A 24479-nucleotide genomic window follows, 5' to 3' on the forward strand; every position below is an offset into this window, starting at 1 on the left:
CCCAGCCGTCCAGTCAAGTTCCGCTGAGGCGAAGCGCGGGTCCGAGCCGCTCGCGACCTCGCCTGTGAGGCAAGACCTGCCCTGGGATCCGGTTCCTGCGGCATTCCGCACCGCTGGCCTGCGCGGCCTCGGGGGAGGGCGATCGAAACACGGTGGGGGAACCGAGGCCCGACCTCAGCCGGTTATCGACCATCCATCCCGAGCGTACCGGCGTCGTGATGCCGACTTTCCGAGGGTCGGCGACGGTCGCCGACGCCGCTCGGCCTCCTACATTGAGCCGCCTCCGAGGTTTCATGCCGACCAGCCCAATCCTTCAGCCCGTCACCATCGGTGACCTGACCCTCAAGAACCGGGTGGTGATGGCGCCGCTCACCCGCAGCCGCTCCAACAACGAGGGCGTGCCGCCGGATTTCGCCGCCGATTATTACGGGCAGCGCTCCAATGCCGGCCTGATCATTTCGGAGGCGACCAACATCTCCCCCCAGGGCGTCGGCTACGCCTACACGCCGGGGATCTGGTCCGAGGCGCAGGTCGAGAGCTGGTCCCGGATCGTGAAGACCATCCACGCCAATGACGGACTGATCTTCCTGCAGCTCTGGCATACCGGCCGGATCTCGCATCCGGAGCTTCAGCCCGGCGGCGAGCTCCCAGTCTCGGCCTCGGCGATCAAGCCCGAGGGCACCGCCTTCACGCAGGACGGCATGAAGCCCCACGTGACGCCCCGGGCGCTCGAGACAGACGAGATCCCGGGGATCGTCGAGGACTACCGGCGCGCGGCCGAGAACGCCAAGCGGGCGGGCTTCGACGGCGTCGAGATCCATTCGGCCAACAATTACCTGCTGGAGCAGTTCGTCCGCGATTCCACCAACAGGCGCACCGACCGCTACGGCGGCTCCATCGAGAACCGCCTGCGCTTTCCGCTGGAGGTGGTTCGCGCGGTCACCGAAGTCTGGGGCGGCGGCGCCCGGGTCGGCATTCGCCTGTCGCCTGCAACCACGCAGCCCGGCGAGACGCCGCTCGATTCCGACCCGCACGCCACCTACGGCGCCTATGTCGACGCGCTGAACGGCTTCGGCCTGCTCTACGTCCACACGATCGAGGGCGTGACCCAGCAGACCCGCGACGTGCCAGACGGCGTCGATTTCCTCGACCTGCGCCGCCGGTTCACTGGCGCCTATATCGGCAACAACCAACTCACCCTGGATCTCGCCGAGAAAGAATTAGCCGAGGGCCGGGCCGACCTGTTCAGCTTCGGCCGCCCCTATATCGCCAATCCCGATCTCGTCGGCCGCTTGGCGAGCGGCGCCCCCTTGGCCGAGGCGCCCAAGCCCTATTGGTACGGTGGCGGCACCAACGGCTATTCCGATTGGCCCGGCATGAACGGCCCTGTGGCCGTTCGGCGCTGACCGACCGGAACATGCGATCCGGCGGGGCGCTGCGCTCCGCCGGGACGGCCCGTTAAACCTGTGAATGTTTCACGGGAAACATTTTCCCGTTTCACGTTTCGAAACGCTTCGCAGCATCCGAAGGCGATCGACGGTGTTCTAGGACACGGGAATGCGAACGAGAACCGATGGTCGAGTCGCTGGTCCCAGCCAATCGCTAGCCGGTCTCACGCCGACTTCGCCAACGGCAAAGCTGCGCCCGTACCATCGCGGCGAACCGGCCCGGAGCGGCTGAGATCATCGATCGCGCCCAGAATCCCGGCCATCGCATCCCGTGCCGCGAAAGCCTCCTGCAACACACCAGCCCTCTGCCGGAAGCTCGGCTCGTCGAGCACCCGCGTCACCGCCGTCCGTAGAGCGTCGGGGCTCGGCGTGTTGGTGGCGAGGTTGAGGCCGACGCCCGACCAGCCGATGCGGGCGTTCACCTCCGCCTTGTCCTCGGTCAGTCCGGCCGAGACGATCGGCACGCCGTTGGCGAGCGCCTGCGAGACGCTGCCGTAGCCGCCATTAGTGACCAGCACACTGACGCGAGGCAGCAATTCGCGGAACGGCAGGAACCGCGCGACCCGGGTGTTGGCTGGAACCGGCCTCCGCAGCGCCTCGACCGGCCGCCCGCCCGTGGTGGCCAGGACCAGCAGATCGTCCCGGTCGGCCAGGGCGGCGAGCGTCGGCTCGACCAGATCTCCGAAATCCGCGTTGGCGAGGGTGCCCTGCGTGACCAGGACGACGGGCTTGCCCTGTTCATTGGCCCGTTCCAGCTCCGGCCACCAATCCGGCAGGGGCGCGGGCGGGGCCGGGGGCTGGAGCAGCCCGATGAAGCGGACACCCGGGGGCAGCGCGCCGTAATCGTACTCGAAGCCCGGCACGGTGGGCTGGAGGAACAGGTCGGGCAGCACCACGATCGAGTGCGGCAGAGAAGCCGGCAACGGCGGCACGCCCAGCCGGGCGAGCTGAGCGTCGGCATAGGCCCGGACCGGGTTGGTGAAGCCCGCATCCATGCCGGCCTTCAGGGCGGCGTAACGCGCCAGCTCGGTCTGGTCGCGGGCCGGCGGCAGGCCGAGGCCGACCGGGGCGTGATCCGGCCGGTCGAGGAACAGGAAGCTGATATTGGCGGTCACGATCGGCGGCCGCGGCGTGGAATCCAGGAGCAGCGGCAGTACCCCGAGGAACATGCTGCCGGCGACGATCACGTCCGGCGCCTCCTCGGCGATCAGGGCCCGCAGGGCGGCGGTCTGGACTGGGATCGGATCGATGAAGCGCCGCTGGAACTCGCGCCGGAACCGCTCCGGACCGGCCGGCAGCGTCGTCTCGAGAAATCCGGCGGAGTCGTTGTCCGCGTAGGGCGCGAAGCGCAGGCCTGCCGCCTCGACCTTCGCCTGGAAGGCGGGATCGGTGAGCACGATCACGTCGTCGCCCCGAGCGGCGGCGGCACGGCCGATGGCGAGCATCGGGTTCACATGGCCGGTGAGCGGCGTCGCGGCGATCAGGATCTTCATGGCGGTCTCCTCGGATGATGCCGGTCGCGCTCCGTCGTCCGAAGCCGGCATCCCGCGGGCGGACGTGGTCCGGCCCAAGCGGTCTATGAAGAAGAATCGCCTTTGGGCCCGCCAAGTTACCGCAAGGCGCCGGGCTTCGTGCGGCAGCGCACAAATCCGGCCCCTCCTGCGTCCCAGCGGAGGACATTGCGCGTCTGGACCGTCTCGCCCGTCGCGACCCAGACCTTGGCTGTTAGCGTCAACAAGTCCTTTAATGATTAACAGCGTTGAATACGCAATAATTCAGTAGAAACCCGAAGTTGACCTGCGCGTCAACGCGCCAACATATCAGCCTATATTGAAGGCCCCAATAACTTGGTTAACGCCATTCAATAACGATCCGCATGTTCAGAACCCGTGGGCCGTGACGTCAGAAATCGGGGTGGAGGGGGCAATGAAGGAACGCCTGTCGCGTGCTGCCGTTGTCGCCGCCCTGTGCCTGTTCGGTCAGATCAGTTCTGCCCAGGCAGAGCCCGTCGATCTGATCCGTGACTTCGTCTGCCAGCCTCTCGAGTCCCGCGATGGGGGCGCAGCGCCGCCCACCTCCGCCTCCGGTCTGACCCGTTCCAGACGCTTCGCGAGCCTGGATGCTTTGCTCGGAGGGGATGCGTTCGCCCGCACGGTGACCTGTTTCGGGGGCGGGTCGACCTTCCCGGGGCTGCTGTCGCCGCCATCCATCGACTCGGCCACGGCCGGCGCGTCCTATGTGGTCAAGAGCGCCGCGTCCGGCGGGGCGGGCGGCGGCTCGGGGGGAGGCGGGCACACGGTGACCGGCCCCGTTGCAGCAGCCTCGTACGGGGCTGACGGCGCCTTTGCCGGCCTCTTCTCCCTCGATGCCGGTTCCGGCGGCCATTCCGGCGGTGCGCCAGCTCCTGAGATCAACGCGGTGCTGGGTCTCGCCCTGGCGGGAGGCACCGTCGCCTTCCTCCGGCGCAGGCGCCGCGCGCCGGCCGCCGCTTGAGCGCCCGGATGGCCGGAATCCTGACACGGGGTGGCATGGGCGGGCCGATCGAGGCGGCCCGCGCGCTCGCGACGACCCTGCCCGTTCACGCCGCGAGCTGGAGCCTGCTGGTCTTCGGCTGCGGCACGGCCCTCTCCGCCGCGCTGCAACGCCTGTTGCTCGAACCCGATCCGGGTCTTCAGCGCCTGGTCGAGCTCAAGTTCGGCGAGGTGTTCGCAACCCTGGCCACCGCGGCGATCCTCTTCGCGGCACGGCATCATCGGCCGGCGCTGACCCGGACCGACCTCGCCATCCTGATCGCCTGCGCGCTGAGCTGGTCCCTGCCCGAGCCCCACGCCGTCTATGCCGGCATGACGCTGGCCGCGGCTTGGCTCCTCGCCCGGCGCGCCCGGGACCGCCTGCTCGCCGATATCGGCCAGATCTGGCTCGCGCTGTCGCTCTGCGAATTGTGGAGCAAGCTCGTCTTCAAGCTGTTCTACCACGCCATCGAGCCGTTCGAGGTCGCGGTGATGGCCTGGGTCGGGCGCGTCGTCTTCCCTGGGCTGCAGGCGAGCGGCGCCTATCTCAGCGCCCACCCGGACTGGTCGATCGTCATGCTGGAGGGTTGTTCGGCGTTCCACAACCTGTCGCTGGCGGCCCTGATCTGGCTGTGCGTGCTCAAGATTGCCGGCCGGTCGATTAGCGGAGGGGCACTCGGCGCCCTGGCGGTGAGCGCCGTCCTGGTGGTGGCGATCAACATCGCCCGGATCCTGGCGATGCTCCCCTCCGCGGAGGCCTATCGCGACTGGCACGACGGGGCCGGCTCGGTCACCGTGGCGCTCGTCTCCGTCGCGGCGTCGCTCCTGCCGATCGTGCTCCATGTCGAGAGGACGCCGTGCCCGCCCGCGCGACCCGCCTGATCAACGCGGACCGGGCGGGGCTCGCCGCCCTATGCCTGCTGCTCGCCTTCTCGGTGTCGGTGCGGGTCCAGACCTACGGAAACCCGGCGCCCCCGGAGCCGGCCGACGCGGCCATGGTCGATCTCGGGGAGGGCGTGGTCCTGCCCCGCGCCGAGGCCGTGCGCCGGATGGTCTGGACCGCTGCCTGCCCGCTGCCGGTGACGGCGGATTTCGTGGAGCCTTCGCCGCATGGCGCCGACACGTCGCTGGCGGCGCCGCGCGATCCGAGTGATCGGGTCGCCTACGTCTATCGGGGCTGGACCCTCGAAGGCCCCCGGGCCGCGATGCAGCTGAGCGTCCTGTATGTCCAGCGTCGGGCGGGGGCGGTTCTGGGACTGAACGGGGTCGCGACGCGGCACGAGCTGGCCGTGAAACTGGTCGTGCCGGCGGGCTGCGGCGCCTCGCCCGAGGAGGCCATGGCCGCGCTGCGGCGAATCCGCGGCTAGGCTCAGTCTCCGGACGCGGCGCTAATCCGCGACGATCACCCGGTTCGGCAATTCGTCCCGATCGTGCGGGCCGGCCGGCAGATGCTCGGCCAGGCAGGCGCCGATGCGCTCGACCGCCGCGGTCAATCCGCCCTCGATCTCGCCCCGCGCCAGGGCCCGGGTGAGGTCGGCCAGGATCCCGTCCCAGGCTTGCGCCGGGATGCGCTGGAGCACGCCGAGATCCGTGACGATCTCGGCATGGCGCTCGGCCAGCGACAGGTAGAGCAGCACGCCGGTGCGGGATCGGGTGCGGCTCAGGCCCCGGGACCAGAAGGCCCGCTGGCCGGCCTCGCGGGCCCGGGCGCTGCGCAGCCGGCGCGGCACCAGGGCGAGGCGCAGCCGCTCGTTCTGGCTCAGCCCTAGGATCGCGGCCACCAAGGCCGCCTGGGCCAGCAGGATGGCGGTCGCGCTCCAGCCGGTCAGCGCGATCAGCGGCCAGGGCAGGATCAGCGCGGCGATCAGGGCCGCGAGTAGCACCACGGAGCGGTAGGCGCCCGCCCGCCGGCTGACCATCACGACGATCTCGCCGGACGTGCCGGCTTCCGCCCGGGACACCGCCGCGGCGAGGCGCTCGCAGGCCGCCGGAGGAAGAAGGTCGGCGATCCTACCAGTCACCCGAGGCTCCCCCGCCGCCCGACGAGCCGCCCCCGCCGGAAAACCCGCCGCCGAAGCCGCCCGACGAGCCGCCATCCGAGAAGCCGCCGCTCCATCCGCCCGAGCCGGGGCCGGGCAGGAACACGATGCCGCCGCCGCGTCCGGCCCGGCCGGTGCCGCTGCGGCTCATGCGCCAAGCCACGAACAGCACGACCAGGAACAGGATGACGAAGACCGCGACCTGCGTGGGATCGACCTCGTCGGCGCGGACCTGCGGCTTGCGCTGCCACTCCTGCGCGTCCCCCGACAGGATCCCCAAAATCCCGTCGATGCCGGCGTCGATCCCCCCGTAATAATCGCCGGTCTTGAACCGCGGCGTGATCGCGCTGGCGATGATCACCCGGGAGAGCGCGTCGGTGAGCGCCCCTTCGAGGCCGTAGCCGACCTCGATCCGCACCTTGCGTTCGCTCGGCGCCACCAGCAGCAGGGCGCCGTTGTTGGTCTTGGCCTGCCCGAGCTTCCACGCGCGGAACAGCCGGTTGGCGTAGTCCTCGACGGTCGTGCCCTGGAGATTGGGCACGGTCGCGACCACGACCTGGTCCGAGGTCTTATCCTCTTGCGCCTTCAGCTTGGCTTCCAGGGCCGTGCGCTGGTCCTCCGTGAGGATGCCGGCGCCATCGACCACGCGCCCGGTGAGCGGCGGGAAGGTCAGGTCGACGGCCAGCGCCCCGACCGCGTAGACCGCCAGGCACGCGAACAAGACGACCAGGGCGAGGAAGAGCCGCACCAGCGTCCCGGCGCTCAAGCCCATGAGGCGCATTTACAAAAGCCGCATCGAAACGCGCCGCCTCTAGAACTTCACATTCGGCGGCCGGTCGGCATTCGGGGTCGCCGAGAACGTCTCCATCGGCTTGGCCTCGGGATAGAGGATCGCGGCGATCCAGCGGCCCGGGATGGTGCGCAGCTCGGTGTTGTAGGCCTGGACCGCGCCGATATAGTCGCGCCGCGCCACGGCGATGCGGTTCTCGGTGCCTTCGAGCTGCGATTGCAGGGCGAGGAAGTTCTGGTTCGACTTCAGGTCGGGGTACTTTTCCACCGTGACCAGCAGGCGCCCGAGCGCCCCGGAGAGCTGGTTCTGGGCGTCCTGGAATTCCTTGAACTTCTGCGGGTCGCTCACCGTCGAGGCATCGACCTTCACGCTCGACGCCTTGGCCCGGGCCTCGGTGACGCCGATCAGCACGTCCTTCTCCTGCTGAGCATAGCCCTTCACGGTCTCGACCAGGTTCGGGATCAGGTCGGCCCGGCGCTGGTACTGGTTCTGAACCTCGCTCCAGGAGGACTTGGCCTGCTCCTCAAGGGTCGGCACGCGGTTGATCGCGCCGCAGCCGGACAGGCCGGTGGCGACCAGCAGGATCGTGAGCACGCCGAGAAGGCGCGCCGCCGCGGATGTCGGGCGCAGGGCGCCGGCGTTCAGCATCGAGACCATTCAGGCTAACTCCTGTCCGGGCCAGGCCCGGTACACCGATCACAGTTCCGAGAGATAAGGGCGCGCCTTGTCAAGGTAAGTGCCACGGCAACGGGCGGGACAGGTGCGCGTTCGAGACAGCATCGTCCCGAACGGTGGTTGCCGGCTTTCGGAAAACGACGATGCCTGATCCAAGCGTTGAGACTGCACGGAGACCCGGGATGGATGCAGAACTCGCCGACCACGTCAGGGCCGCCGCCGCGGCGGCACGGCGCCACGCGCTCGCCTTCCGGGCGCCTGTGAACAAGGACGCGCTGCCCTGGTCGGTGATCGAAGCGTTCGACGCGAAGGTCCGCGGCCATGTCGAGCGCGACCGGCGGATCGAGGAGGAACGCGACCGGGTGCTGATCGCCGCGGTGAACCTCGCCGAAACTCCCGTGGAGGAGGGCGAGGACGTGATCGCCGCCGCCCGCGCCCATCTCGTCGAGGCCATCGACTTTCTCGAGCAGGCGGTCCTGCGCTTCGGCCTGGTCAACCGGCAGGGGGCGAAGCTCGGCCACGGCAGGCACGGCCAGCCAGTTGGCGCCCGGGATTGGCGTGGGCCTCAGGAGGCCGCGAAGAAAGGATCCTGAGCATTCGCGAGACGCTTCCCACCGCGGCGACCGTCAGCCGCCTCGACCTCAAGACGCTGCGCCTGTTCGCGGCGATCTGCGAGGCAGGGACGCTCAACGGCGCCGCGCGTCGGGCGGCGATCGCCCCCTCGGCGGTGAGCAAGCGGCTGGCCGAGCTGGAGCATGCCCTGGGCTGCACCCTGCTCACCCGCGAGCCGCGGGGGATGCGCCTGACGCCGGCCGGCGAGACCCTGCTGCACCACACCCGCCGGATGCTGGCGAGCGCCGAGCAGATGGCGCTCGAACTCGCCGAGCACGCGCACGGGGTGCGCGGCTTCGTGCGGATGCTCGCCAACCTCTCGGCCATCGTGCAGTTCTTGCCCGAGGACCTTCAGGTCTTCCTGGCCGCGCAGGAGCGGATCCGGGTGGACCTGGCGGAGCGGCCGAGCGGCGGCGTGGTGCTCGGCGTCGAGGAGGGCGTGGCCGATCTGGGGATCTGCGCCGGCGGTACCGATACCCGCTCGCTCACCGCCTATCCGTATCGCGGCGACCGGTTGGTCTTGGTCATGCCCGCCGATCATCCGCTGAGCGGGCGCGCCGCAATCGCGCTCGCCGACACCCTCGATTACGATCATGTCGGCCTGCACGTGGAGAGCTCGATCTACGCGGCCCTGCGGGACGAGGCCCGCCGCCTCGGGCGCCCGCTGCGCCTGCGGATCCACGTGCCGAGCTTCGACGGCATCTGCCGGATGGCCCAGGCCGGGATGGGCCTCGGAACGATCCCCGAGGGGGTCTACGCTCTGCTCGGGCCGCAGATGCGGCTCGCCGCGGTGCCGCTGACCGATCCGTGGGCCACGCGGACGTTGACCCTGGTGGTCCGGTCCGGCGCTCTGCCACCCGCCGCCGCCCTGCTCCTCGACCATCTGCGCACGGCTGGAGATTAGAGGGCACTTGCGTTCGCGTCAGGAGAACGCAGGTTAACGCATCGCGTTTGGACATCGCCCAACCGCTGGTCGTATCCTTCAGGCAAAGACAGGGAGAGAACGACGGTGTCAGGTCCGCTCAACGGGATCCGTGTGCTGGAACTCGGCCAGCTCATCGCCGCACCCTTCGCCACCAAGCTCCTGGCCGAGTTCGGTGCCGAGGTGATAAAGGTCGAGTCGCCCGAGGGTGGCGACCCCCTGCGCACCTGGCGCAAGATGCACGGCGATACCTCGCTGTGGTGGTATCTCCAGTCGCGCAACAAGAAGTCGATCGCCGTCAACCTGAAGACGCCGGACGGCCTCGACATCGTCAAGCGCCTCGCCGCGAGCGCCGACGTCGTGGTCGAGAATTTTCGGCCCGGCGGCCTGGAGAAGCTCGGGCTCGGCTGGGACGTGCTCTCTTCCCTCAACCCGAATCTAACGATGGTCCGCATTTCCGGCTACGGCCAGACCGGGCCGTATCGCGACCGGCCGGGCTTCGGCGCTATCGGCGAGGCGATGGGCGGCATCCGCTACACCACCGGCTCTCCCGACAGCCCCCCGGCCCGGGTCGGCGTCAGCATCGGCGACACCCTGGCCTCGCTCCACGGCGTGATCGGCGCGCTGATGTCGATCCTGAACGTCAAGGTGAATGGCGGCGCCGGGCAAGTGGTGGACGTCTCGCTGGTCGAGAGCGTGTTCAACGTCATGGAGAGCCTGGTCCCCGAATACGACCTGCTGGGCGAGATCCGCACCCGCACCGGCGGCGCGCTGCCCGGCATCACTCCGTCCAACACCTACCCGACCCAGGATGGCGGCTTCGTCGTGATCGCGGGCAACAGCGATCCGATCTTCCGCCGGCTGATGAAGGCCATCGGCCGTCCCGACCTCGCCGAGGACCCGCGGATGCGCTCGAATGACGGCCGCTCGCAGCACGCCGCCATGCTCGACGGCGTGATCGGCGACTGGTCGAAGGCCCGCAGCGTCGAGGATGCGCTCGCGGCGCTCGATGCCGCGGACGTGCCGGCCGGCCGGATCTATTCGGTGGCCGACATCGTCGCCGACCCGCATTACCAGGCCCGCGATATGATCCTCGAAGCGGAGCTGCCCGGCGGCACGCCGGTGAAGATGCCCGGCATCGTGCCGAAGCTCTCGGGCACCCCCGGGACGGTGCGCTGGCAGGGGCCGGCGCTCGGCGCCCATACCGACGCGGTTCTGGCCGATCTCGGCCTCGACGCGACCGCGATCCAGACGCTGCGCGACGCGGGAGCAGTCAAATGAGCGACACCATGATGCTGGTCCAGGAGGTGGCGCCCCGCGACGGCCTCCAGATCGAGGCGGCCTGGGTCGAGACCGCGGAAAAAATCGCCCTGGTGAACGCGCTCTCGGAGGCGGGTTTCTCTCGCATCGAGGTCTCGTCCTTCGTCTCGCCCAAGGCGGTGCCGGCCCTGCGGGACGCCGCCGAAGTCTTTTCCGGGATCCGCCGCCGGCCCGGCACGGTCTATGTGGCGCTGATACCCAACCCGAAGGGCGCCGAGCGGGCGCTGGCGGCCGGGGTCGACGAGATCAACCTCGTCGCCTCGGTGAGCGAGACCCACAACCGCGCCAATATGGGCATGAGCCCGGACGACTCGATCGCGGGGTTTTCCAGGATCATGGAGACCGTGAAGGGCGCCTCGGTCCTGACCAACGCCACGGTGGCGACCGCCTTCGGCTGCCCGTTCGAGGGCGACCAGCCGGTCGACAAGGTGGTGGCACAGGTCGAGCGCTATCGCGCCCTCGGCATCACCGGCATCACGCTCGCCGACACCACCGGCATGGCCAACCCGCGCCAGGTCGAGCGGCTCGTCGCCCGGGTCCTGGAAATCGTCCCGGCCGAGCACCTGACGCTGCATTTCCACAACACCCGCGGCGTCGGCCTCGCCAACGTGCTGGCCGCCTGGCAGGTGGGCGCGCGCCGCTTCGATGCGGCGCTCGGCGGTCTCGGCGGCTGCCCGTTCGCGCCTGGCGCCACCGGCAACATCTGCACCGAGGATCTGGTCAGCATGGCCCACGAGATGGGTATCCGCACCGGCCTCGACCTGCCGGCCCTGATCGCCCTGTCCCGGGACCTGCCGCGGCTCGTCGGCCACGAGGTGCCCGGTCAGGTCGCCAAGGCCGGCCGGCCCTGCGATCTCCACCCGGTTCCCCGGGCCGCCTGAGCGAACGGCGGGCTTAAAGCATCATCCCGAAAGGTGGTTTCCGGCTTTCGGAAAAGATGATGCAAAATCAAAAGCCTAGAGCATCGTCTCGGTTCCGGTTCCCGGGACGATGCTCTAGCCCGATGCATCGGGGGCTCCGCCCCCTGACCCCGCCAAAGGGCTCGCCCTTTGGAAACCCCTGACTCGCGACACAGCGTGAGGAAACCGCCCATCCGAAGGCGGTCCCGCGCCTCTGAACCCGTCTTCGACGGGCGGACCTAATCGAGGGAGGAACACGATGGCCATCGCGGTGACCGGCGCGCCCGCGCGCCCAGAGGACGTGACCGAGGCCGGCATCGTCCGGAAGGTTGCGTGGCGGCTGATGCCGCTGATCATGGTCTGCTACCTGTTCGCGTTCTTCGACCGGATCAACATCAGCTTCGCCAAGTTCCAGTTGCAGAGCGACCTCGGCTTCAGCAACGTCGCCTACGGCCTCGGCGCCAGCATGTTCGTGGTCGGCTACGTCATCTTCGAGGTGCCGTCGAACCTGTTCCTCTACCGGGTCGGCGCGCGGCGCTGGATCGCCCGGATCATGATCTCCTGGGGGATCGCCACGGCGCTGATGATCTTCATCCGCACCGAGTGGCACTTCTACACCCTGCGCTTCATCATCGGCGCCATGGAGGCGGGCTTCGCGCCCGGCATCCTGTACTACCTGACCCTGTGGTTCCCGGCTTCGCATCGCGGGCGGATCACCTCGTTCCTGTTCGTGGCCTCGGCCTTCTCAGGCATCGTCGGCGCGCCGGTGGCCGGGCTGATCCTCGGCGGCCTCAACGGTGTCGCCGGGCTCGCCGGCTGGCAATGGCTGTTCCTGGCCGGCGGCCTGCCCTGCCTCCTGCTCGGCGCCCTGGTGCTGATGCGCCTCGACGACCGGATCGCCGATGCGCACTGGCTCTCGGAGCCGGAGAAGGAGCTGCTCTCGGCCCGGATCGCCCACCACAATCGCGAGATCGGCGACCATTCGCTCCTGGGCGCGATCCGCCAGCCGGGCTTCCTGATGATCGGGCTCGTCTACTTCCTGCTCCAGATCGGCTCCTACGGGCTGAACTTCTGGGGGCCGGACCTGATCAAGACCGCGAGCGGCAGCAGCGCCGCCTATATCGGCTTCCTCACCGCGGTTCCCTACATCTGCGGGGCGATCAGCATGGTGGTGGTCGGGCGCCTGTCCGACGCCTCCGGCGAGCGGCCGAAATTTGTCGCCGGCCTGGCGATCGCCGCCGCCATCGGGTTCTTCTCCGCCGGCCTGTTCGACCGGCAGATCGTGCCGCTGATGATCGCGCTGGCGCTGCTCGGATCCGGCATCGTCGCCTCGATCCCGACCTTCTGGACCCTGCCGGCCAAGCTCGTCACTGGCGTCGGCGCGGCCGGCGGCATCGCGCTGATCAACACGCTGGGCCAGTTCGGCGGCATCGTCAGCCCGGTGATGGTCGGCTGGGTGAAGGACCTGACCGGATCCACGACGCCGGCCCTCTACGTCATCGGCTCGCTCTGCCTCGTGGCGGCCGCCCTCCTGCTGTTCGCCATGCCGGCGAGCCTGCGCCGGAGCGACCGCGGCCCCGAATAGGTGCGGCGGACCGCTATCGTGTGCCCAGCCCGACGGCGTGCCGGAACTCGCTCGGCGCGAGACCGAACCGGGCCTTGAAGCGGCGGGAGAAGTGGGTGCGGTTGCCGAAGCCGCAGCCGCCGGCCACGGTGCCGAGGGTCAGGTGCGCGCAGGCCGGGTCGGCCAGGCGATCGGCCGCCACCTCAAGACGGCGCTGCCAGATCCAGTCGGAGACCTGCTGGCCGCGCTCGTGGAACAGGTCTTCCAGCCGATGCAGCGATACGCCGACGGCCGCCGCGAGGTGCCGCGGGTCCAGATCCGGGTCGCCGAGATGGGCCTCGACATAGGCCTTGGCCCGCTGGACCAGGACGGAGCCGCTGAGCGGCAGGGGCACGTCCCTGGCCATCCGCTCGGCGATGCTGGCCACGATCAGGTCCACGCCGATCGACCCCATACGGTCGACGGTGACGGGGTCGAGCCGGTGATGCATGCGGCTCAACTCCTCGAAGAAGCTCATCGCCAGGGTCGTGGTGGCCATGTCCGCGCCCAGGTTCAGGGCCGCGTAGCGCCGGGCCGGTCCGAGAGCGCTCTCCAGGCGTTCGCGTGGCATTTTCAGGTACAGGGATTGATTGCCTGGGCTCGTCGTCATCACCGTCGGCTGATGTTCGATCACCACCAGGTCGCCCTGCCGCTGAGTCGATACCCGATCCCGCTGCTGGACCGTCGTCACGCCGGCGAGCGTGAAGCCGACGCTGATGCAGTCCTCATCCCCTAGACGGCGGATGGAGCCGGGCGTCGCCTCGCTGCGCAGGGGACCTTCCGACACCCGCGTCATCGTGAGGGGGCCCAGCGTGGCGACCTCAAGCTTGGCTTCGAAGGGCGCTGTATCGAGTTGCTTCTGCTCAAGCGGCAGGCGTTGCTCCTCGAGCGTCTCCCGCCAGCGTTTGAAGCGTGTATGAATAGGAATTTTTTCGCTTGAAAACAGTAATTTCATCAATAGGATTCCGGATTCGCCAATCGGTCTTGCGAAATGAATGCGGTGCCGACTTACGCTATATGAACTTCAACCTTCGATTGTTTGGTGAAGGATATCCGAGCAAAAACAAATATTAGAGGCGTGGCAGACGCACTTTGTAAGGTGTCTCCGCGGGCATATACCAAGAATTTGCGAGTCCATGCAATCGGGCACCGTACGGCGCCGGCGGCTCTTCGTCCTCGATTCAGCGCGCGCGCCGCCGAGCTGCCATCCGCTTCGGCGGCGCGCGCTAAGCGCTACTCACGAGCGCCGCGTGCCGGTATTCGCTGGGGGGCATACCGTAGCGCTCCCTGAAACGGCGGGAGAAGTGGGCCTGGCTAGCGAAGCCGCAACCGAAGGCCAGGGTGCCGAGCGGCAAGTGGGCGCAGCCCGGGTCGGTCAGGCGCTTGGCCGCAGCCTCCAGCCGACGCTTTCAGATCCAGTCGGAAATGTGCTGGCCACGCTCGTGGAATAGCTCCTGAAGCCGGCGCAGCGACACGCCGACCGCAGCCGCGAGCTGCGGCGGGTCGAGCGTCGGATCACTGAGATTGGCCTCGACGAACGCCTTGGCACGCTGGACGACGACGGTGCCGTGCAGCGGCCGCGGGATCTCCCGGGCCAAGCGCTCGGCGATGCTGGCCACGATCAGGTCGACGCCGACGGACGCCATGCGGGCGGCCGAATCGGGCGTGAGCTTGTGGCCTAGGCTGATCAACTCCTTGATGAAGGTCGTCGCCAAGGCGGTGGATGCGAGATCCGCCCCGGCCGGGAGCGCCGTGTAGAGCTGGGTCGGGCCCAGCACGCTCTCGAAGCGCTCGCGGGGCAACTCCAGAAACATGGCTTGGGCACCCGCGCTCGTCGTCAGCACGGCTGGCCGGTGGTCCAGGATGTAGAGATCGCCGGCCCTCACTGAAGCGTCTCGACCGTCCTGGAAGCTGTTCGATGTGCCCGCGAGTTTGAAGGTCGCGGTGACCATTCCCTCACGCCCCTGAACCGAGGCGGCGGGTTTCCGGATCTCGGTGCGCAGGGCGCTCTGCGACAAGCGCATGATCTGGAGAGGGCCGACCGTGCCGCTCTCTACTTTGGCCGTGAAGGGCGCATCATCGAGCTGCCGCAGGTCAACGGTCGAGCCCTGCGCATCCAGCGCGTCACGCCAGCGCTTGAAGCTGTCCCGGGGATGCAGCCCTCCGGTCGAAAACACGGTTTGCATGTGTCGCCTTCTGGCCGCTCCTTGGCCGCGATGGGATCTCGCGGGTCGAGACAAGTTCGGGGGATCGTGACGGGGTGTTTCGAATCGCTCAGATGCTGGCTGCTCCGGCGATCGGGTCCATGCCGAGACCGAACATCCTTATCTTGAGGCGCTGTCCGCCGGACGGGATCCATGTCGGCGGACAGCGCTCAGGCCGCCCCCATGAGAGCCGCGATCCGGTACTCCCGCGGGGACATGCCGTGCCGCTCCTTGAAGCGGCGGGAGAAGTGCGCCTGGCTGGCGAAGCCGCAGGCGAACGCCACGGCGCCGATCTGCATATGAACACAGGTCGGATCGGTCAGACGCTTGGCGGCCGTCTCGAGCCGACGCTGCCAGATCCAATCAGAGATGTGCTGGCCGCGCTCGTGGAACAATTCCTGGAGCCGCCGCAAAGATACGCCAACCGCGGCGGCGAGCTGCGGCGGGTCGAGGGTCGGGTCGCCCAGATTGGCCTCGACGAACGCCTTGGCGCGCTGGACCACGACGGTGCCGTGCAGCGGCTGCGGCACTTCCTTGGCCATCCGCTCGGCGATGCAGGCCACGATCAGATCGACGCCGATCGCCGCCATCCGTTCCGCCGCGTCGGGGTCGAGCCGGTGGCGCACCTGGATCAGCTCGCGGAAGAAGGTCGAGGCCAGGCTGCTTGAGGCCAGCTCCGCCCCCATCGACAGGGCCGTATAGAGCCGGGTCGGCCCGAGCATGCCCTCCAGGCGCTCGCGCGGCAGTTCCAGGAACAGGGACTGGCTGCCCGGGCCCGTCGTCACCACCGCCGGTCGATGGTCGAGCACGACGATGTCGCCGGGCCGCTGCACGGAGTCCCGGCCGTCCTGAAGGCAGGAGGACGCGCCGGCGAGCTTGAACAGAACGACGGCCATGCCGGCCCTGTCGTGCTGGCGCGCGGCCTGGGGCGTCGTCTCGCTCCGCAGGGCGCCTTGCGTGATCCGGGACATATGGAGGGAGCCGACACTGGCGACCTCCATCTTGCCGGCGAACGGCCTGTCGTCGAGGCGCTCCATCTTGATCGGCACGAGCCGCTCGAACAGCACCTCACGCCAGATCTTGAAACTGTTCTTCGGGTGGAGGCCGTCGGTCGAGAAAACGGGTTGCACGGGTGCTGCTCCCTGGCGATGCCGGCTCTAGGGGATGCTCACGAGGGCGGCCTGGCGATACTCGCGGGGCGTGCGGCCGAAACGATCCTTGAAGCGGCGGGAGAAGTGGGCCTGGCTGGCGAAGCCGCAGCCGTAGGCCAGGGGGCCGATCGGCAGGTGGGCGTGGCCCGGATCGGCCAGGCGCTTGGCGGCCGCCTCCAGTCGGCGCTGCCAGATCCAGTCCGAGATGTGCTGGCCGCGCTCCTGGAACAGTTCCTGGAGCCGGCGCAACGACACGCCCATCGCAGCCGCGAGCTGCGGCGGGTCGAGGGTCGGGTCGCCGAGATAGGCTTCAACGAACGCCTTGGCGCGCTGGACCACGACGGTGCCACTGACTGGCCGGGATACCTCAAGTGCGAGGCGCTCGGCGATGCTGGCGACGATCAGGTCGACGCCGACCGAGGCCATACGGGCGGCTGAATCGGGATCAAGCCGGTCGCGTAGGCGGACCAATTCGTGGAAGAATTTGACCGTCAGCGCGGTGGAGGCGACGTCCCCGCCCATCGTCAGAGAGGTGTAGAGTCGGGTCGACCCGAGCACGCTCTCCAGGCGCTCCCGGGGGAGTTCCAAGAACATCGACTGGCTGCCCACGCTCGATTCATGCGCGGCCGGGCGGTGGTCGATCACCACGAAGTCGCCGGGCCGCTGCGCCGAACTGCGATCGTCCTGGCTCCGGGTCGACACGCCGGCGAGCTTGAAGATCACCACGACGGTGTCGCCCTTGCCGTTGCGCTGGATCAGCCCGCGCGTCGCCTCGCTGCGGACGGCGCCATGCGAGACGCGGGTCAGCAGGAGAGGGCCGACGCTGGCGGCCTCCAGCTTGGCGGCGAACGGGCCGTCGTCGAGGCGCGCCTGCTCGAGGGGCACCCCTCGGCCGACCAGCGTCTCCCGCCACCGCCGAAAGCTGTGCTGCGGGTTAAGACCGTCGGTCGAAAACAGTGCTTCCATAAGTAAATTTTTTCATCGACCGGCATTCCGCGCAGCCGGGACAACGGATCCGCGTCTTCAGACAAGCGCCGCCGGACACATATTGTATATTGTTTCCAGCCTCAAGAGATGTACTAGAGCAACCTGAGGTTTCCGTGGCAACTCACCGCCGGTGGGATGCTCGGCAGATGCTGATCACGGGCGGATCTTCGGACCGCCGGTCGGCAAACGCGGGGCATAGTAACGCAATATTGAACAGCGGCACCTCACATGATCAACCAGACTGAACCCCGCCCGTCCTTCCTGCTCGAAAAGGTCGGTGCGATTGTCGCCGCCTACGTGTCGCGGAATCCTGTTGTTGCGGGCGATCTGCCGGTGCTGATCGACCAAGTGCATGCGGCGATCGCGGTGCTTCAGAAGAACCCCGCCGGTGCCAATCCGGGTTGGACCGGCCCATCGGCCGCGCAGATCGAAGCCTCGATCGGCCAGGACGGCCTGATCAGCTTCATCGACGGCCGGTCCTACAAGACGCTGAAGCGGCACCTCACCGCCAACGGCCTCACGCCCGAGCGCTACCGGGCCAAGTTCGGCCTGCCCGCCGATTACCCGATGGTCGCGCCCGGCTACGCCGCGCGGCGCTCGGAAATCGCCCGGGCGATCCAGCTCGGCCATCAGGTGGATTGAGCGATGACGTGCGCCACGACGCAGCCCGTGACCCCGTCGGTTCGCCGACGCCCCGAGACGGACCGCTCCGCGGCGATGCTGGAGCGCATCGCCGACACGCTCCGCCTGCCGGTCGACGCCTTCTTCCCGGACAAGCCCGAGCCGGGCGAGACCGTCGCGCAGGCGGCGGACCTCGTGACGGCCTTCATGGCGATCGAGACCGTCGCCGCGCGCCGCACCTGCTTGGCCTACGTGCGCGCCATGGCGCGTCCCTAGGTCCCGAAAAGCCGGGACCGAAACCGACAGGGCCGCTTCCGCCGATCGCGGAAACGGCCCTGCCTGCTATCCGAGCGTCCGCCCGCGCGTCGCGGGCCTGACCGCGTCAGAAGACGTGGCGCAAGAGGAAGAACAACCCCGCCGCCAGGGTGATGGCCGCCGGCAGGGTCAGGACCCAGGCCAGCGCCATGTTGCGCACCGTGGCCATCTGCAGGCCCGAGCCGTTGGCCGCCATCGTCCCGGCGACGCCCGAGGACAGGATGTGCGTAGTCGAGACCGGCAGGCCGTAGAGTTCGGCGAGCCCAATCGTGCCCGCGGCCACGATCTCGGCCGAAGCGCCCTGAGCATAGGTGAGGTGGGTCTTGCCGATCCGCTCTCCCACCGTCACGACGATGCGCTTCCAGCCGACCATGGTGCCGAGCCCGAGAGCCAGGGCGACGCAGACCTTCACCCAGCCCGGAATGTAGCGGGTGCCGCTGTTGAGCAGCCCAGTGTAGCTCTTCAGGGTTTCCTTGTCGGCCTCCGAGAACGATGCCCCCGCGGCCGGCAGCAGCCGCACCGCGTCGGCGGCGAGGTACATGTCGCTGCGCAGGTTCTCGGTCTGGGCGGCCGGCACGGTGCGGATCGCACCGTAATTCTTCACGCTGGCGGCGATGTCGGTCGCGAGGGCCGAGAGCGCGGCGTACACCGGCGCCTGGTTCAGGGCCTTGGCCTTCAGCGCATCCGTCACGATCCGGCGGGCCTGCGCGGCCTCCGGCTGGGGAGCGCCCTCGGCGCGGGCGGCGAACACCTGGCTCGCCGCCGTGGAGGCCTGGACGAAGGCCGGGGTCGTGTCGTCCGACATGGTCCGGTTCAGCGCGTAGGCGGTGGGCGCGGCGCCGATCAGGATCAGCATGATCAGGCCCATGCCCTTCTGGCCGTCATTGCCGCCGTGGAAGAACGACACCAGCGTGCAGGTCAGGATCAGCAGGCCGCGGATCCAGAGGGGCGGCGGCGCCTCGCCCTTGGGGGCCTCGTAGAGGTCCTTGCGCCGCACCGCGAATTTCAGGCCCAGCAGCAGAGCCGCCGCGAGCGCGAAGCCGCACAGGGGCGAGAACAGCAGCGCCTTGAACACGTTGAGCGCCTGGCCCCAGTCGACCCCCGCGGTGCCGTCGCCGCCGCTCATCAGCTGGTTGCCGAGGCCGACTCCCAGCACCGAGCCGATCAGCGCGTGCGACGAGGAATTCGGCAGCCCGAAGGCCCAGGTCCCGAGATTCCAGATGATGGCGGCGAGCAGCAGCGCGAAAATCATCGCGTAGCCGGCCCCGGAGCCGACATGCAGGATCAGCTCCACCGGCAGCAGGGTGACGATGGCGTAGGCCACCGCGCCGGAGGACAACATGACGCCGAGGAAGTTGAAGAAGCCCGACCAGACCACCGCCACCAGCGGCGGCAGCGAGTGTGTGTAGATCACGGTCGCCACCGCGTTGGCGGTGTCGTGGAACCCGTTCACGAACTCGAAGCCGAGGGCGATCAGCAGCGCGAGTCCCAGCAATGCGAAGGCGCCGTAGGCCAGGGGCGCCTCGCCGACGGCGTTCATGTCGGTGACGAGGCTCACCACCGCGTAGCCGAGCCCGGCCACCAGGACCGCCAGGAAGGCGACGACCCCGCCCAGATGAATCCCGTCATCCAGGCGCGGCCCGCCCGCGGGCCTGCCTCCCGCCACCGGCGGCGACATTACGGCGGAATCGGACATGGGCCCTCGCGGTGACTCGTCTCTGGACGCGAGGCGGGATTAAGAGTGCGGGATGACGGTTCAGTGACGTTTTACCGGCCGAACCCGAGGAAGCATTATATTCGTTCGTCTATGGCCAACGATCTGAAGATATCAATCGGGACGAAGTCGAGTTGGTCTCTCGCTAACCCTGGGCCCGGGTGTTTACTGATACGGCACCGCCCCGTCTGGGGGCCGAAATCTGACATCCGTCCGCGGATAGGCCGAGCCGAGGACTAGGCTTCGCGTCGCGCCCGGCGCGCCGTGGAAAGTTTTTGCGGCCGGATTGCAGCGATATCGACAGCAAAGCGCAAGAAAAGAAAAAGACGAATTTGCGCCGGCTAAGATGTAGGCCTGTTGCATGCGAGATACACGCGATGATTCAGCGTTTTGTGAATGGATTATGACGCATTCGCGCGTGGAGATTTCGCTAAAAGCCCCGGCGCAGGCCGAATGGCCGCAGGCTTGGGGGCCGAGAATGACGTTTCGCTACGGGGTCTCGATCGCGGCGTTGATGGTTGCCGCATACAGTTCGGCTGCGCAGGCGCAAACTCCGAACGTCAATGCGTCGACGGTCAATGCCCTCAACTTGCTGGCACCGTTTCTGACGTTGAATGGCACGGCGATTGGTCAGCAGACCCTCGATCTGAATCTTTCGCAGTCGTCGGCGATCAACACCGGCGCCGACCTCGCGCGGCAACAGCGCGCGATCAGCGACAAGAGCTACCTTTATCTGGAGCGCAACGATCTCTCATCGATCGGCCTGGGCATCGTTCCGATCGCCGCCAATCTAGCGGGCGGTCTGCCGGCTCAGACGCCGGTCAACGGCATCGTCCCGCAGCAACTCGTCGGCGGCCTCGGCGCCCAGCTCGGCCCGATCTACCAGCGTGGCGCTGCGCAGGGGGCAAACGGGCCGCTCGGTAGCGTGATCGGCCTGCTGATCAGCGGCGACGCCGTGACCGGCGACGACAATGCCATCGCCAAGAACTACTTCGCCAATGGCGCGGCCAGGAATCCGAGCGTGACCCCGGCCAACTACGTGGCGGTCCCGGCCGTGGCGCCGGCGGGCTATAGCCTGCCTAGAGCCAACGGTCTGCCCAACACCACCAACAGCGTCTACGACCTCGCCTACGGCGTCTCCAACAGGCAGTCCGGCCAGGACGTCTACGGATCCTCGCGCCCCGTTCAGGCAGCACCGGGCCGGTTCAACATCTTCGATCGGTCGGCCCTCAGCGGGCTCGAAACCAACCCGTCTTTCCCGAGCGGGCACACAACCTTGGCCTATACGCATAGCCTGCTGCTGGCGATGCTGGTGCCGCAGCAATACCAGAGCATGCTGCTGCGTGCCTCGGATTACGCCGAGAGCCGCATCGTGCTCGGCGTCCACTATCCCCTCGACATCATCGGAGGTCGGGCCCTGGCCTTCTATGACCTCGCCCAGGCCTTCACCAACCCGGCCTACATCAACAACGCCGCCGTGACCGGTACGGCGATCAACCTGCCGAGCCAATTCGTCCAGGCGCAAACCCAGCTTCAGGCCTACCTCGCCGCCCAGTGCGGCAACACCGTCGCGGCCTGCGCCGGCAGCGCCGCCAACAGTGCCGGCAACCCCTACGTCCCGTCCGCCGCCAACCAGACCGCCTACCAGGCACGGCTGACCTACGGCCTGCCGACCCTGTCCTTCGCCCAGGCGCCCCGCGAGGCCGCCCCGGCGGGTGGGCCCGACGCCTCGATCCTGCTCGCGCCGCTCTACGGCGGATCAACTACGGCCGCCCGCACACTCGCACCCAACGGCGGCCTCTACGGACAGCTCTCGACCGACACGATCAACCAGATCGTGGTCAACACCGAGACCAACGCCCTCGCTGCCTTCTACGGCAGCCCGCTGAGCTACTGGAGCCGGATCGACCTGTATTCCGCCGCCGGATACTTCGGCAACGTCACCGGCACCCTGCGGATGGACGCGAGCGACCGCCTCGGCATCGATGTCGGCATCGGCCAGGGCGGCGCGCTCTACGCCAACGGCACCATCGCCGGCACCGTCTCGGTCAAGGCCGGCGGCCTGCTCGGCGGCTCGGGCTCTGTGGGCGGGATCGCGGCGCTCTCGGGCGGCACCGTCTCGCCGGGCAACTCCATCGGCACGCTGAACGTCACCGGCGCCGTCGCCTTCGCGCCGGGCGCGGTCTACCGGGTCGAGGCCAACGCCGCCGGACAGGCCGACCGGATCGCCGCCGGCGCCGGCACGACCCTCGCCGGCGGCACCGTGCAGGTGCTGGCGGCCTCGGGCGCCTACAGCCCGCGCACCACCTACGCGATCCTGAATGCGGCCGGCGGCGTCTCCGGCCGGTTCGACGGCGTCACCGCCAACCTCGCCTTCCTGTCGCCGGGCCTGCGCTACCTGCCCAACGAAGTCGACCTGACGCTCACCCGCAACGACGTGCCGCTCGCCGCCAGCGCCACTGGCCGCAACGGCATCGCCGCCGCCAACGCCCTCCAGGCCGCCGGCGCCGGCCGGGCCTACGACGCCGCCCTGGCCTTCACCACGCGCGAGGCCGCCGACGGCTTCCGGGCGCTCGCCGGCGACATCCATGCCGGCACGGTCTCGGCGGCCTACGAGACCGCGTTCTTCGTGCGCGAGGCGGTGCTCGACCGCCTGCGCTGGGGCGGCACGGCCGCGGGCCTCGACGGCACCCGCGTGCCGGCGGCCTACGCTGCCGACCTGCCCGGCCGGGCGCCGGTGGTGGCGAGCGTGCCGGTCCAGACCCTGGACCCGCAGGTGTTCGGGCTCTGGGGCCAGGGCTTCGGCGCCTTCGGCACGGCGGGCGGGGGCGGCAACGCCTTCGACCTCGACCGGCAGATCGCCGGCTTCGCGCTCGGCGCCGACCTCCGGCTGCCAGGCGGGGTCAAGCTCGGCGTGGTCGGCGGCTACACCGAAACCTTCCTCGACAGCGCCGGCCGGCAGGGCGGCGGGGCGCGTGCGGAGAGCGCGACGCTCAAGAGCGGCTTCGGCGGCGTCTACGGCGGCTACGAATTCGGCCCGGTCTCGGTGCGGCTCGGCGCGCTCTACGCCGACACCGATACCCGCACCCGGCGCAGCGTGCTCTACGGCCTGTCCGACAGCCCGACCGGCCATGGCGGCGGCCACACCGTCCAGGGGTTCGGCGAGATCGGCTACCGGTTCACCCTGAGCGCGCCCGCCGCCCTCGTGTCGAAGGACGGCCCGGCGCTGCAGGTGGCGTCCTCGTACATCGAGCCGTTCGTGGGGGCGGCCTATATCGGCATCCGGCGGGACGGGTTCGCCGAGACCGGCGGCGCGGCGGCGCTGGTGAGCTACGCGCGCGACTACGACCTCGGCGCGGTGACCGCGGGCGTTCGGGCGCAGACCAGCCTGGATCTGGGCCTCGGGCTCCCGGTAAAGGCCTACGGCCTGCTCGGCTACCGGCGGGCGTTCGGGGACGTCGTGCCGACGGCGCTGCTGAGCTTCGGCACCGGGCCAGCTTTCCTGAGCGCGGGCGTGCCGATCGACCGGGACGCGCTGGTGGCGGGCGCCGGGCTCGACCTGCGGGTGGCGCCGAACGCGACGCTGGGCGTGGCCTATACCGGCCAGGTCGGCGCACGCGCCCAGGACCAGGCCGTGAAGGGCAACTTCACCCTCCGGTTCTGAGGGAAGCGTGCGGGCTGGCCTCCCGGCTTGGCCCGTCCAACGTCTCACGGTGTCCGCGCGGCGATGAAATCCACGAAGGCCCGCAGCGGCGCCGGGAGGTGCCGGCGGCCGGGGAAGTAGAGGAATGGGCCGGAGAAGACCTGCCACCAGGGCTCCAGCACGGGCTCCAGGACGCCGCTGTCGAGGTGCGGGCGCAGCCAGTCCTCGAACAGGTGGATGATCCCGGTCCCGGCGACGGCCGCCGCGATGATCAGGTCGCTGGCGCCGACGCGCACGATCAGCGGGCCGGACGGGTCCACGCGGACGATCTCGCCGGCGCGCTCGAACTCCCAGGGCGCCGTCAGGCTGCCGCTCGGGAAGCGACCCAGCAGGCAATCATGGGCCAGGAGGTCGCGCGGATGCGCCGGGCGGCCGCGCCGGTCGAGATAGGACGGGGCCGCCGCGGTGGCGAAACGCTGCCGCCGCGGGCCGATCGGCACCGCGATCATGTCCTGCTCCAGCCGCTCGTCGTAGCGGATGCCGGCGTCGCAACCCGCCGCCAGCACGTCGACAAAACCGTCCTCCACCACGATTTCGAGCCGGATCTCGGGATAGGCGGCCAGGAACGGCGGCACGATCGCCGGCAGGACGAGGCGCGCGGCGCTCAGCGGCACGTTGAGCCGGAGCGTCCCGGCCGGCCGGTCGCGGAACCCGTTCACCACGTCGAGGGCGGCCTCGACCTCGCCCAGCGCCGGTCCCAGCCGTTCGAGCAGGCGGGCGCCGGCCTCGGTCGGCGCGACGCTGCGGGTGGTGCGGTTCAGGAGGCGCACGCCGAGGCGCGCCTCCAGACGGCGCACCGCCTCGCTGAGGCTCGACGCGCTGGTGCCGCCGCCGCGGGCGCCCTCGCGAAAGCCGCCGGCCCGCGCCACGGTCACGAAGGCGGTAAGGTCCCCGAGATCCACCGCCATCGTTCGCAATCCCGAACAGCCCGTGCCGATTATCCCTGCTTATTCGATCAGTCGCGCG

Annotated in this window: 21 protein-coding genes and 1 pseudogene; 12 read left to right on the forward strand and 10 right to left on the reverse strand. The window is 69.2% G+C overall.

Annotated features, from left to right (window positions below; all coding sequences use genetic code 11):
- Positions 1-293 precede the first annotated feature (293 nt).
- Complete coding sequence (locus BM228_RS03395; protein WP_092037183.1) at positions 294-1406, forward strand: alkene reductase; 1113 nt, start codon at positions 294-296, stop codon at positions 1404-1406.
- A 206-nt stretch (positions 1407-1612) separates the two neighbouring features.
- Here the strand turns inward: BM228_RS03395 and BM228_RS03400 are convergent, their stop codons facing one another.
- Positions 1613-2941 (reverse strand): nucleotide disphospho-sugar-binding domain-containing protein, encoded by a 1329-nt coding sequence (locus tag BM228_RS03400; RefSeq protein WP_092037185.1) that lies wholly within the window; start codon positions 2939-2941, stop codon positions 1613-1615.
- A gap of 433 nt (positions 2942-3374) precedes the next feature.
- Here BM228_RS03400 and BM228_RS03405 point away from each other — a divergent pair, with 433 nt between their 5' ends.
- Genes BM228_RS03405 through BM228_RS03415 form a run of 3 tightly spaced genes read left to right on the forward strand, consistent with a single transcriptional unit; the run spans position 3375 to position 5325 of the window.
- Entirely contained in the window at positions 3375-3941 is a 567-nt protein-coding gene (locus BM228_RS03405) for a hypothetical protein (protein WP_092037186.1), read from the forward strand.
- A gap of 8 nt (positions 3942-3949) precedes the next feature.
- Positions 3950-4840, forward strand: coding sequence for a hypothetical protein (locus BM228_RS03410; RefSeq protein WP_244536998.1), 891 nt, complete (start codon positions 3950-3952; stop codon positions 4838-4840).
- Entirely contained in the window at positions 4816-5325 is a 510-nt protein-coding gene (locus BM228_RS03415) for a hypothetical protein (protein ID WP_092037189.1), read from the forward strand. The genes BM228_RS03410 and BM228_RS03415 overlap by 25 nt, the downstream gene beginning before the upstream one ends.
- A gap of 21 nt (positions 5326-5346) precedes the next feature.
- Here BM228_RS03415 and BM228_RS03420 read toward each other — a convergent pair whose 3' ends face one another.
- Genes BM228_RS03420 through BM228_RS03430 form a run of 3 tightly spaced genes read right to left on the reverse strand, consistent with a single transcriptional unit; the run spans position 5347 to position 7444 of the window.
- Positions 5347-5979 (reverse strand): TPM domain-containing protein, encoded by a 633-nt coding sequence (locus BM228_RS03420; protein WP_092037191.1) that lies wholly within the window; start codon positions 5977-5979, stop codon positions 5347-5349.
- On the reverse strand, positions 5969-6778 hold the full coding sequence (locus BM228_RS03425; protein ID WP_092037192.1) for a TPM domain-containing protein: 810 nt from the start codon (positions 6776-6778) through the stop codon (positions 5969-5971). The genes BM228_RS03420 and BM228_RS03425 overlap by 11 nt, the downstream gene beginning before the upstream one ends.
- A 30-nt stretch (positions 6779-6808) precedes the next feature.
- On the reverse strand, positions 6809-7444 hold the full coding sequence (locus BM228_RS03430) for a LemA family protein (protein WP_092037194.1): 636 nt from the start codon (positions 7442-7444) through the stop codon (positions 6809-6811).
- A 200-nt stretch (positions 7445-7644) separates the two neighbouring features.
- Here BM228_RS03430 and BM228_RS03435 point away from each other — a divergent pair, with 200 nt between their 5' ends.
- The 5 genes from BM228_RS03435 to BM228_RS03455 all read left to right on the forward strand — a co-directional run bounded on the left by BM228_RS03435 (position 7645) and on the right by BM228_RS03455 (position 12800).
- Positions 7645-8055 carry a hypothetical protein gene (locus BM228_RS03435; RefSeq protein WP_092037195.1) on the forward strand — a complete coding sequence of 137 codons (411 nt, stop codon included), beginning with the start codon at positions 7645-7647 and terminating at the stop codon, positions 8053-8055.
- A complete protein-coding gene (locus BM228_RS03440; protein ID WP_425284895.1) occupies positions 8016-8978 on the forward strand; it encodes a LysR family transcriptional regulator in 963 nt (320 codons plus the stop codon). Before BM228_RS03435 ends, BM228_RS03440 begins: the two co-directional genes overlap by 40 nt.
- 105 nt (positions 8979-9083) lie before the next feature.
- A complete protein-coding gene (locus tag BM228_RS03445; RefSeq protein ID WP_092037197.1) occupies positions 9084-10277 on the forward strand; it encodes a CaiB/BaiF CoA transferase family protein in 1194 nt (397 codons plus the stop codon).
- The gene (locus BM228_RS03450) at positions 10274-11197 is read left to right on the forward strand and encodes a hydroxymethylglutaryl-CoA lyase (RefSeq protein WP_092037198.1); all 924 of its coding nucleotides are present in this window, start codon (positions 10274-10276) and stop codon (positions 11195-11197) included. Before BM228_RS03445 ends, BM228_RS03450 begins: the two co-directional genes overlap by 4 nt.
- Before the next feature lie 277 nt (positions 11198-11474).
- The gene (locus tag BM228_RS03455) at positions 11475-12800 is read left to right on the forward strand and encodes an MFS transporter (RefSeq protein ID WP_092037200.1); all 1326 of its coding nucleotides are present in this window, start codon (positions 11475-11477) and stop codon (positions 12798-12800) included.
- Between the two features lie 13 nt (positions 12801-12813).
- Here the strand turns inward: BM228_RS03455 and BM228_RS03460 are convergent, their stop codons facing one another.
- From BM228_RS03460 to BM228_RS03475, 4 genes and pseudogenes are all read right to left on the reverse strand, one after another.
- Complete coding sequence (locus tag BM228_RS03460) at positions 12814-13773, reverse strand: helix-turn-helix domain-containing protein (protein WP_092037202.1); 960 nt, start codon at positions 13771-13773, stop codon at positions 12814-12816.
- 271 nt (positions 13774-14044) lie between these two features.
- Positions 14045-15004 (reverse strand): annotated as a pseudogene (locus BM228_RS03465) (helix-turn-helix domain-containing protein).
- Between the two features lie 188 nt (positions 15005-15192).
- Positions 15193-16152, reverse strand: coding sequence for a helix-turn-helix domain-containing protein (locus BM228_RS03470; protein WP_092037204.1), 960 nt, complete (start codon positions 16150-16152; stop codon positions 15193-15195).
- Positions 16153-16179: 27 nt separating this feature from the next.
- Positions 16180-17139: a helix-turn-helix domain-containing protein gene (locus tag BM228_RS03475; RefSeq protein ID WP_092037206.1), complete on the reverse strand. Its 960-nt coding sequence runs from the start codon at positions 17137-17139 to the stop codon at positions 16180-16182.
- Between the two features lie 249 nt (positions 17140-17388).
- Here BM228_RS03475 and BM228_RS03480 point away from each other — a divergent pair, with 249 nt between their 5' ends.
- Together BM228_RS03480 and BM228_RS03485 are read left to right on the forward strand one after the other, a co-directional pair.
- Positions 17389-17802 carry a Ros/MucR family transcriptional regulator gene (locus tag BM228_RS03480; protein WP_092037209.1) on the forward strand — a complete coding sequence of 138 codons (414 nt, stop codon included), beginning with the start codon at positions 17389-17391 and terminating at the stop codon, positions 17800-17802.
- A gap of 3 nt (positions 17803-17805) precedes the next feature.
- Complete coding sequence (locus tag BM228_RS03485) at positions 17806-18057, forward strand: hypothetical protein (protein ID WP_092037210.1); 252 nt, start codon at positions 17806-17808, stop codon at positions 18055-18057.
- Between the two features lie 106 nt (positions 18058-18163).
- Here BM228_RS03485 and BM228_RS03490 read toward each other — a convergent pair whose 3' ends face one another.
- The gene (locus BM228_RS03490) at positions 18164-19792 is read right to left on the reverse strand and encodes an inorganic phosphate transporter (RefSeq protein WP_092037211.1); all 1629 of its coding nucleotides are present in this window, start codon (positions 19790-19792) and stop codon (positions 18164-18166) included.
- Between the two features lie 496 nt (positions 19793-20288).
- Here BM228_RS03490 and BM228_RS03495 point away from each other — a divergent pair, with 496 nt between their 5' ends.
- Entirely contained in the window at positions 20289-23474 is a 3186-nt protein-coding gene (locus tag BM228_RS03495; RefSeq protein ID WP_092037213.1) for an autotransporter family protein, read from the forward strand.
- A gap of 44 nt (positions 23475-23518) precedes the next feature.
- Here the strand turns inward: BM228_RS03495 and BM228_RS03500 are convergent, their stop codons facing one another.
- A complete protein-coding gene (locus BM228_RS03500) occupies positions 23519-24421 on the reverse strand; it encodes a LysR family transcriptional regulator (protein WP_092037215.1) in 903 nt (300 codons plus the stop codon).
- Between the last annotated feature and the right edge of the window lie 58 nt (positions 24422-24479).

The sequence above is a fragment of the Methylobacterium pseudosasicola genome, from assembly GCF_900114535.1.
Classification (GTDB): Bacteria; Pseudomonadota; Alphaproteobacteria; order Rhizobiales; family Beijerinckiaceae; genus Methylobacterium; species Methylobacterium pseudosasicola.

Coding starts and splice junctions, on each gene's coding strand:
- BM228_RS03395 (WP_092037183.1), top strand. CDS start 294: ATGCCGACCAGCCCAATCCTTCAGCCCGTCACCATCGGTGACCTGACC.
- BM228_RS03400 (WP_092037185.1), bottom strand. CDS start 2,941: ATGAAGATCCTGATCGCCGCGACGCCGCTCACCGGCCATGTGAACCCG.
- BM228_RS03405 (WP_092037186.1), top strand. CDS start 3,375: ATGAAGGAACGCCTGTCGCGTGCTGCCGTTGTCGCCGCCCTGTGCCTG.
- BM228_RS03410 (WP_244536998.1), top strand. CDS start 3,950: ATGGCCGGAATCCTGACACGGGGTGGCATGGGCGGGCCGATCGAGGCG.
- BM228_RS03425 (WP_092037192.1), bottom strand. CDS start 6,778: ATGCGCCTCATGGGCTTGAGCGCCGGGACGCTGGTGCGGCTCTTCCTC.
- BM228_RS03430 (WP_092037194.1), bottom strand. CDS start 7,444: ATGGTCTCGATGCTGAACGCCGGCGCCCTGCGCCCGACATCCGCGGCG.
- BM228_RS03435 (WP_092037195.1), top strand. CDS start 7,645: ATGGATGCAGAACTCGCCGACCACGTCAGGGCCGCCGCCGCGGCGGCA.
- BM228_RS03450 (WP_092037198.1), top strand. CDS start 10,274: ATGAGCGACACCATGATGCTGGTCCAGGAGGTGGCGCCCCGCGACGGC.
- BM228_RS03455 (WP_092037200.1), top strand. CDS start 11,475: ATGGCCATCGCGGTGACCGGCGCGCCCGCGCGCCCAGAGGACGTGACC.
- BM228_RS03460 (WP_092037202.1), bottom strand. CDS start 13,773: ATGAAATTACTGTTTTCAAGCGAAAAAATTCCTATTCATACACGCTTC.
- BM228_RS03475 (WP_092037206.1), bottom strand. CDS start 17,139: ATGGAAGCACTGTTTTCGACCGACGGTCTTAACCCGCAGCACAGCTTT.
- BM228_RS03480 (WP_092037209.1), top strand. CDS start 17,389: ATGATCAACCAGACTGAACCCCGCCCGTCCTTCCTGCTCGAAAAGGTC.
- BM228_RS03485 (WP_092037210.1), top strand. CDS start 17,806: ATGACGTGCGCCACGACGCAGCCCGTGACCCCGTCGGTTCGCCGACGC.
- BM228_RS03490 (WP_092037211.1), bottom strand. CDS start 19,792: ATGTCCGATTCCGCCGTAATGTCGCCGCCGGTGGCGGGAGGCAGGCCC.
- BM228_RS03495 (WP_092037213.1), top strand. CDS start 20,289: ATGACGTTTCGCTACGGGGTCTCGATCGCGGCGTTGATGGTTGCCGCA.
- BM228_RS03500 (WP_092037215.1), bottom strand. CDS start 24,421: ATGGCGGTGGATCTCGGGGACCTTACCGCCTTCGTGACCGTGGCGCGG.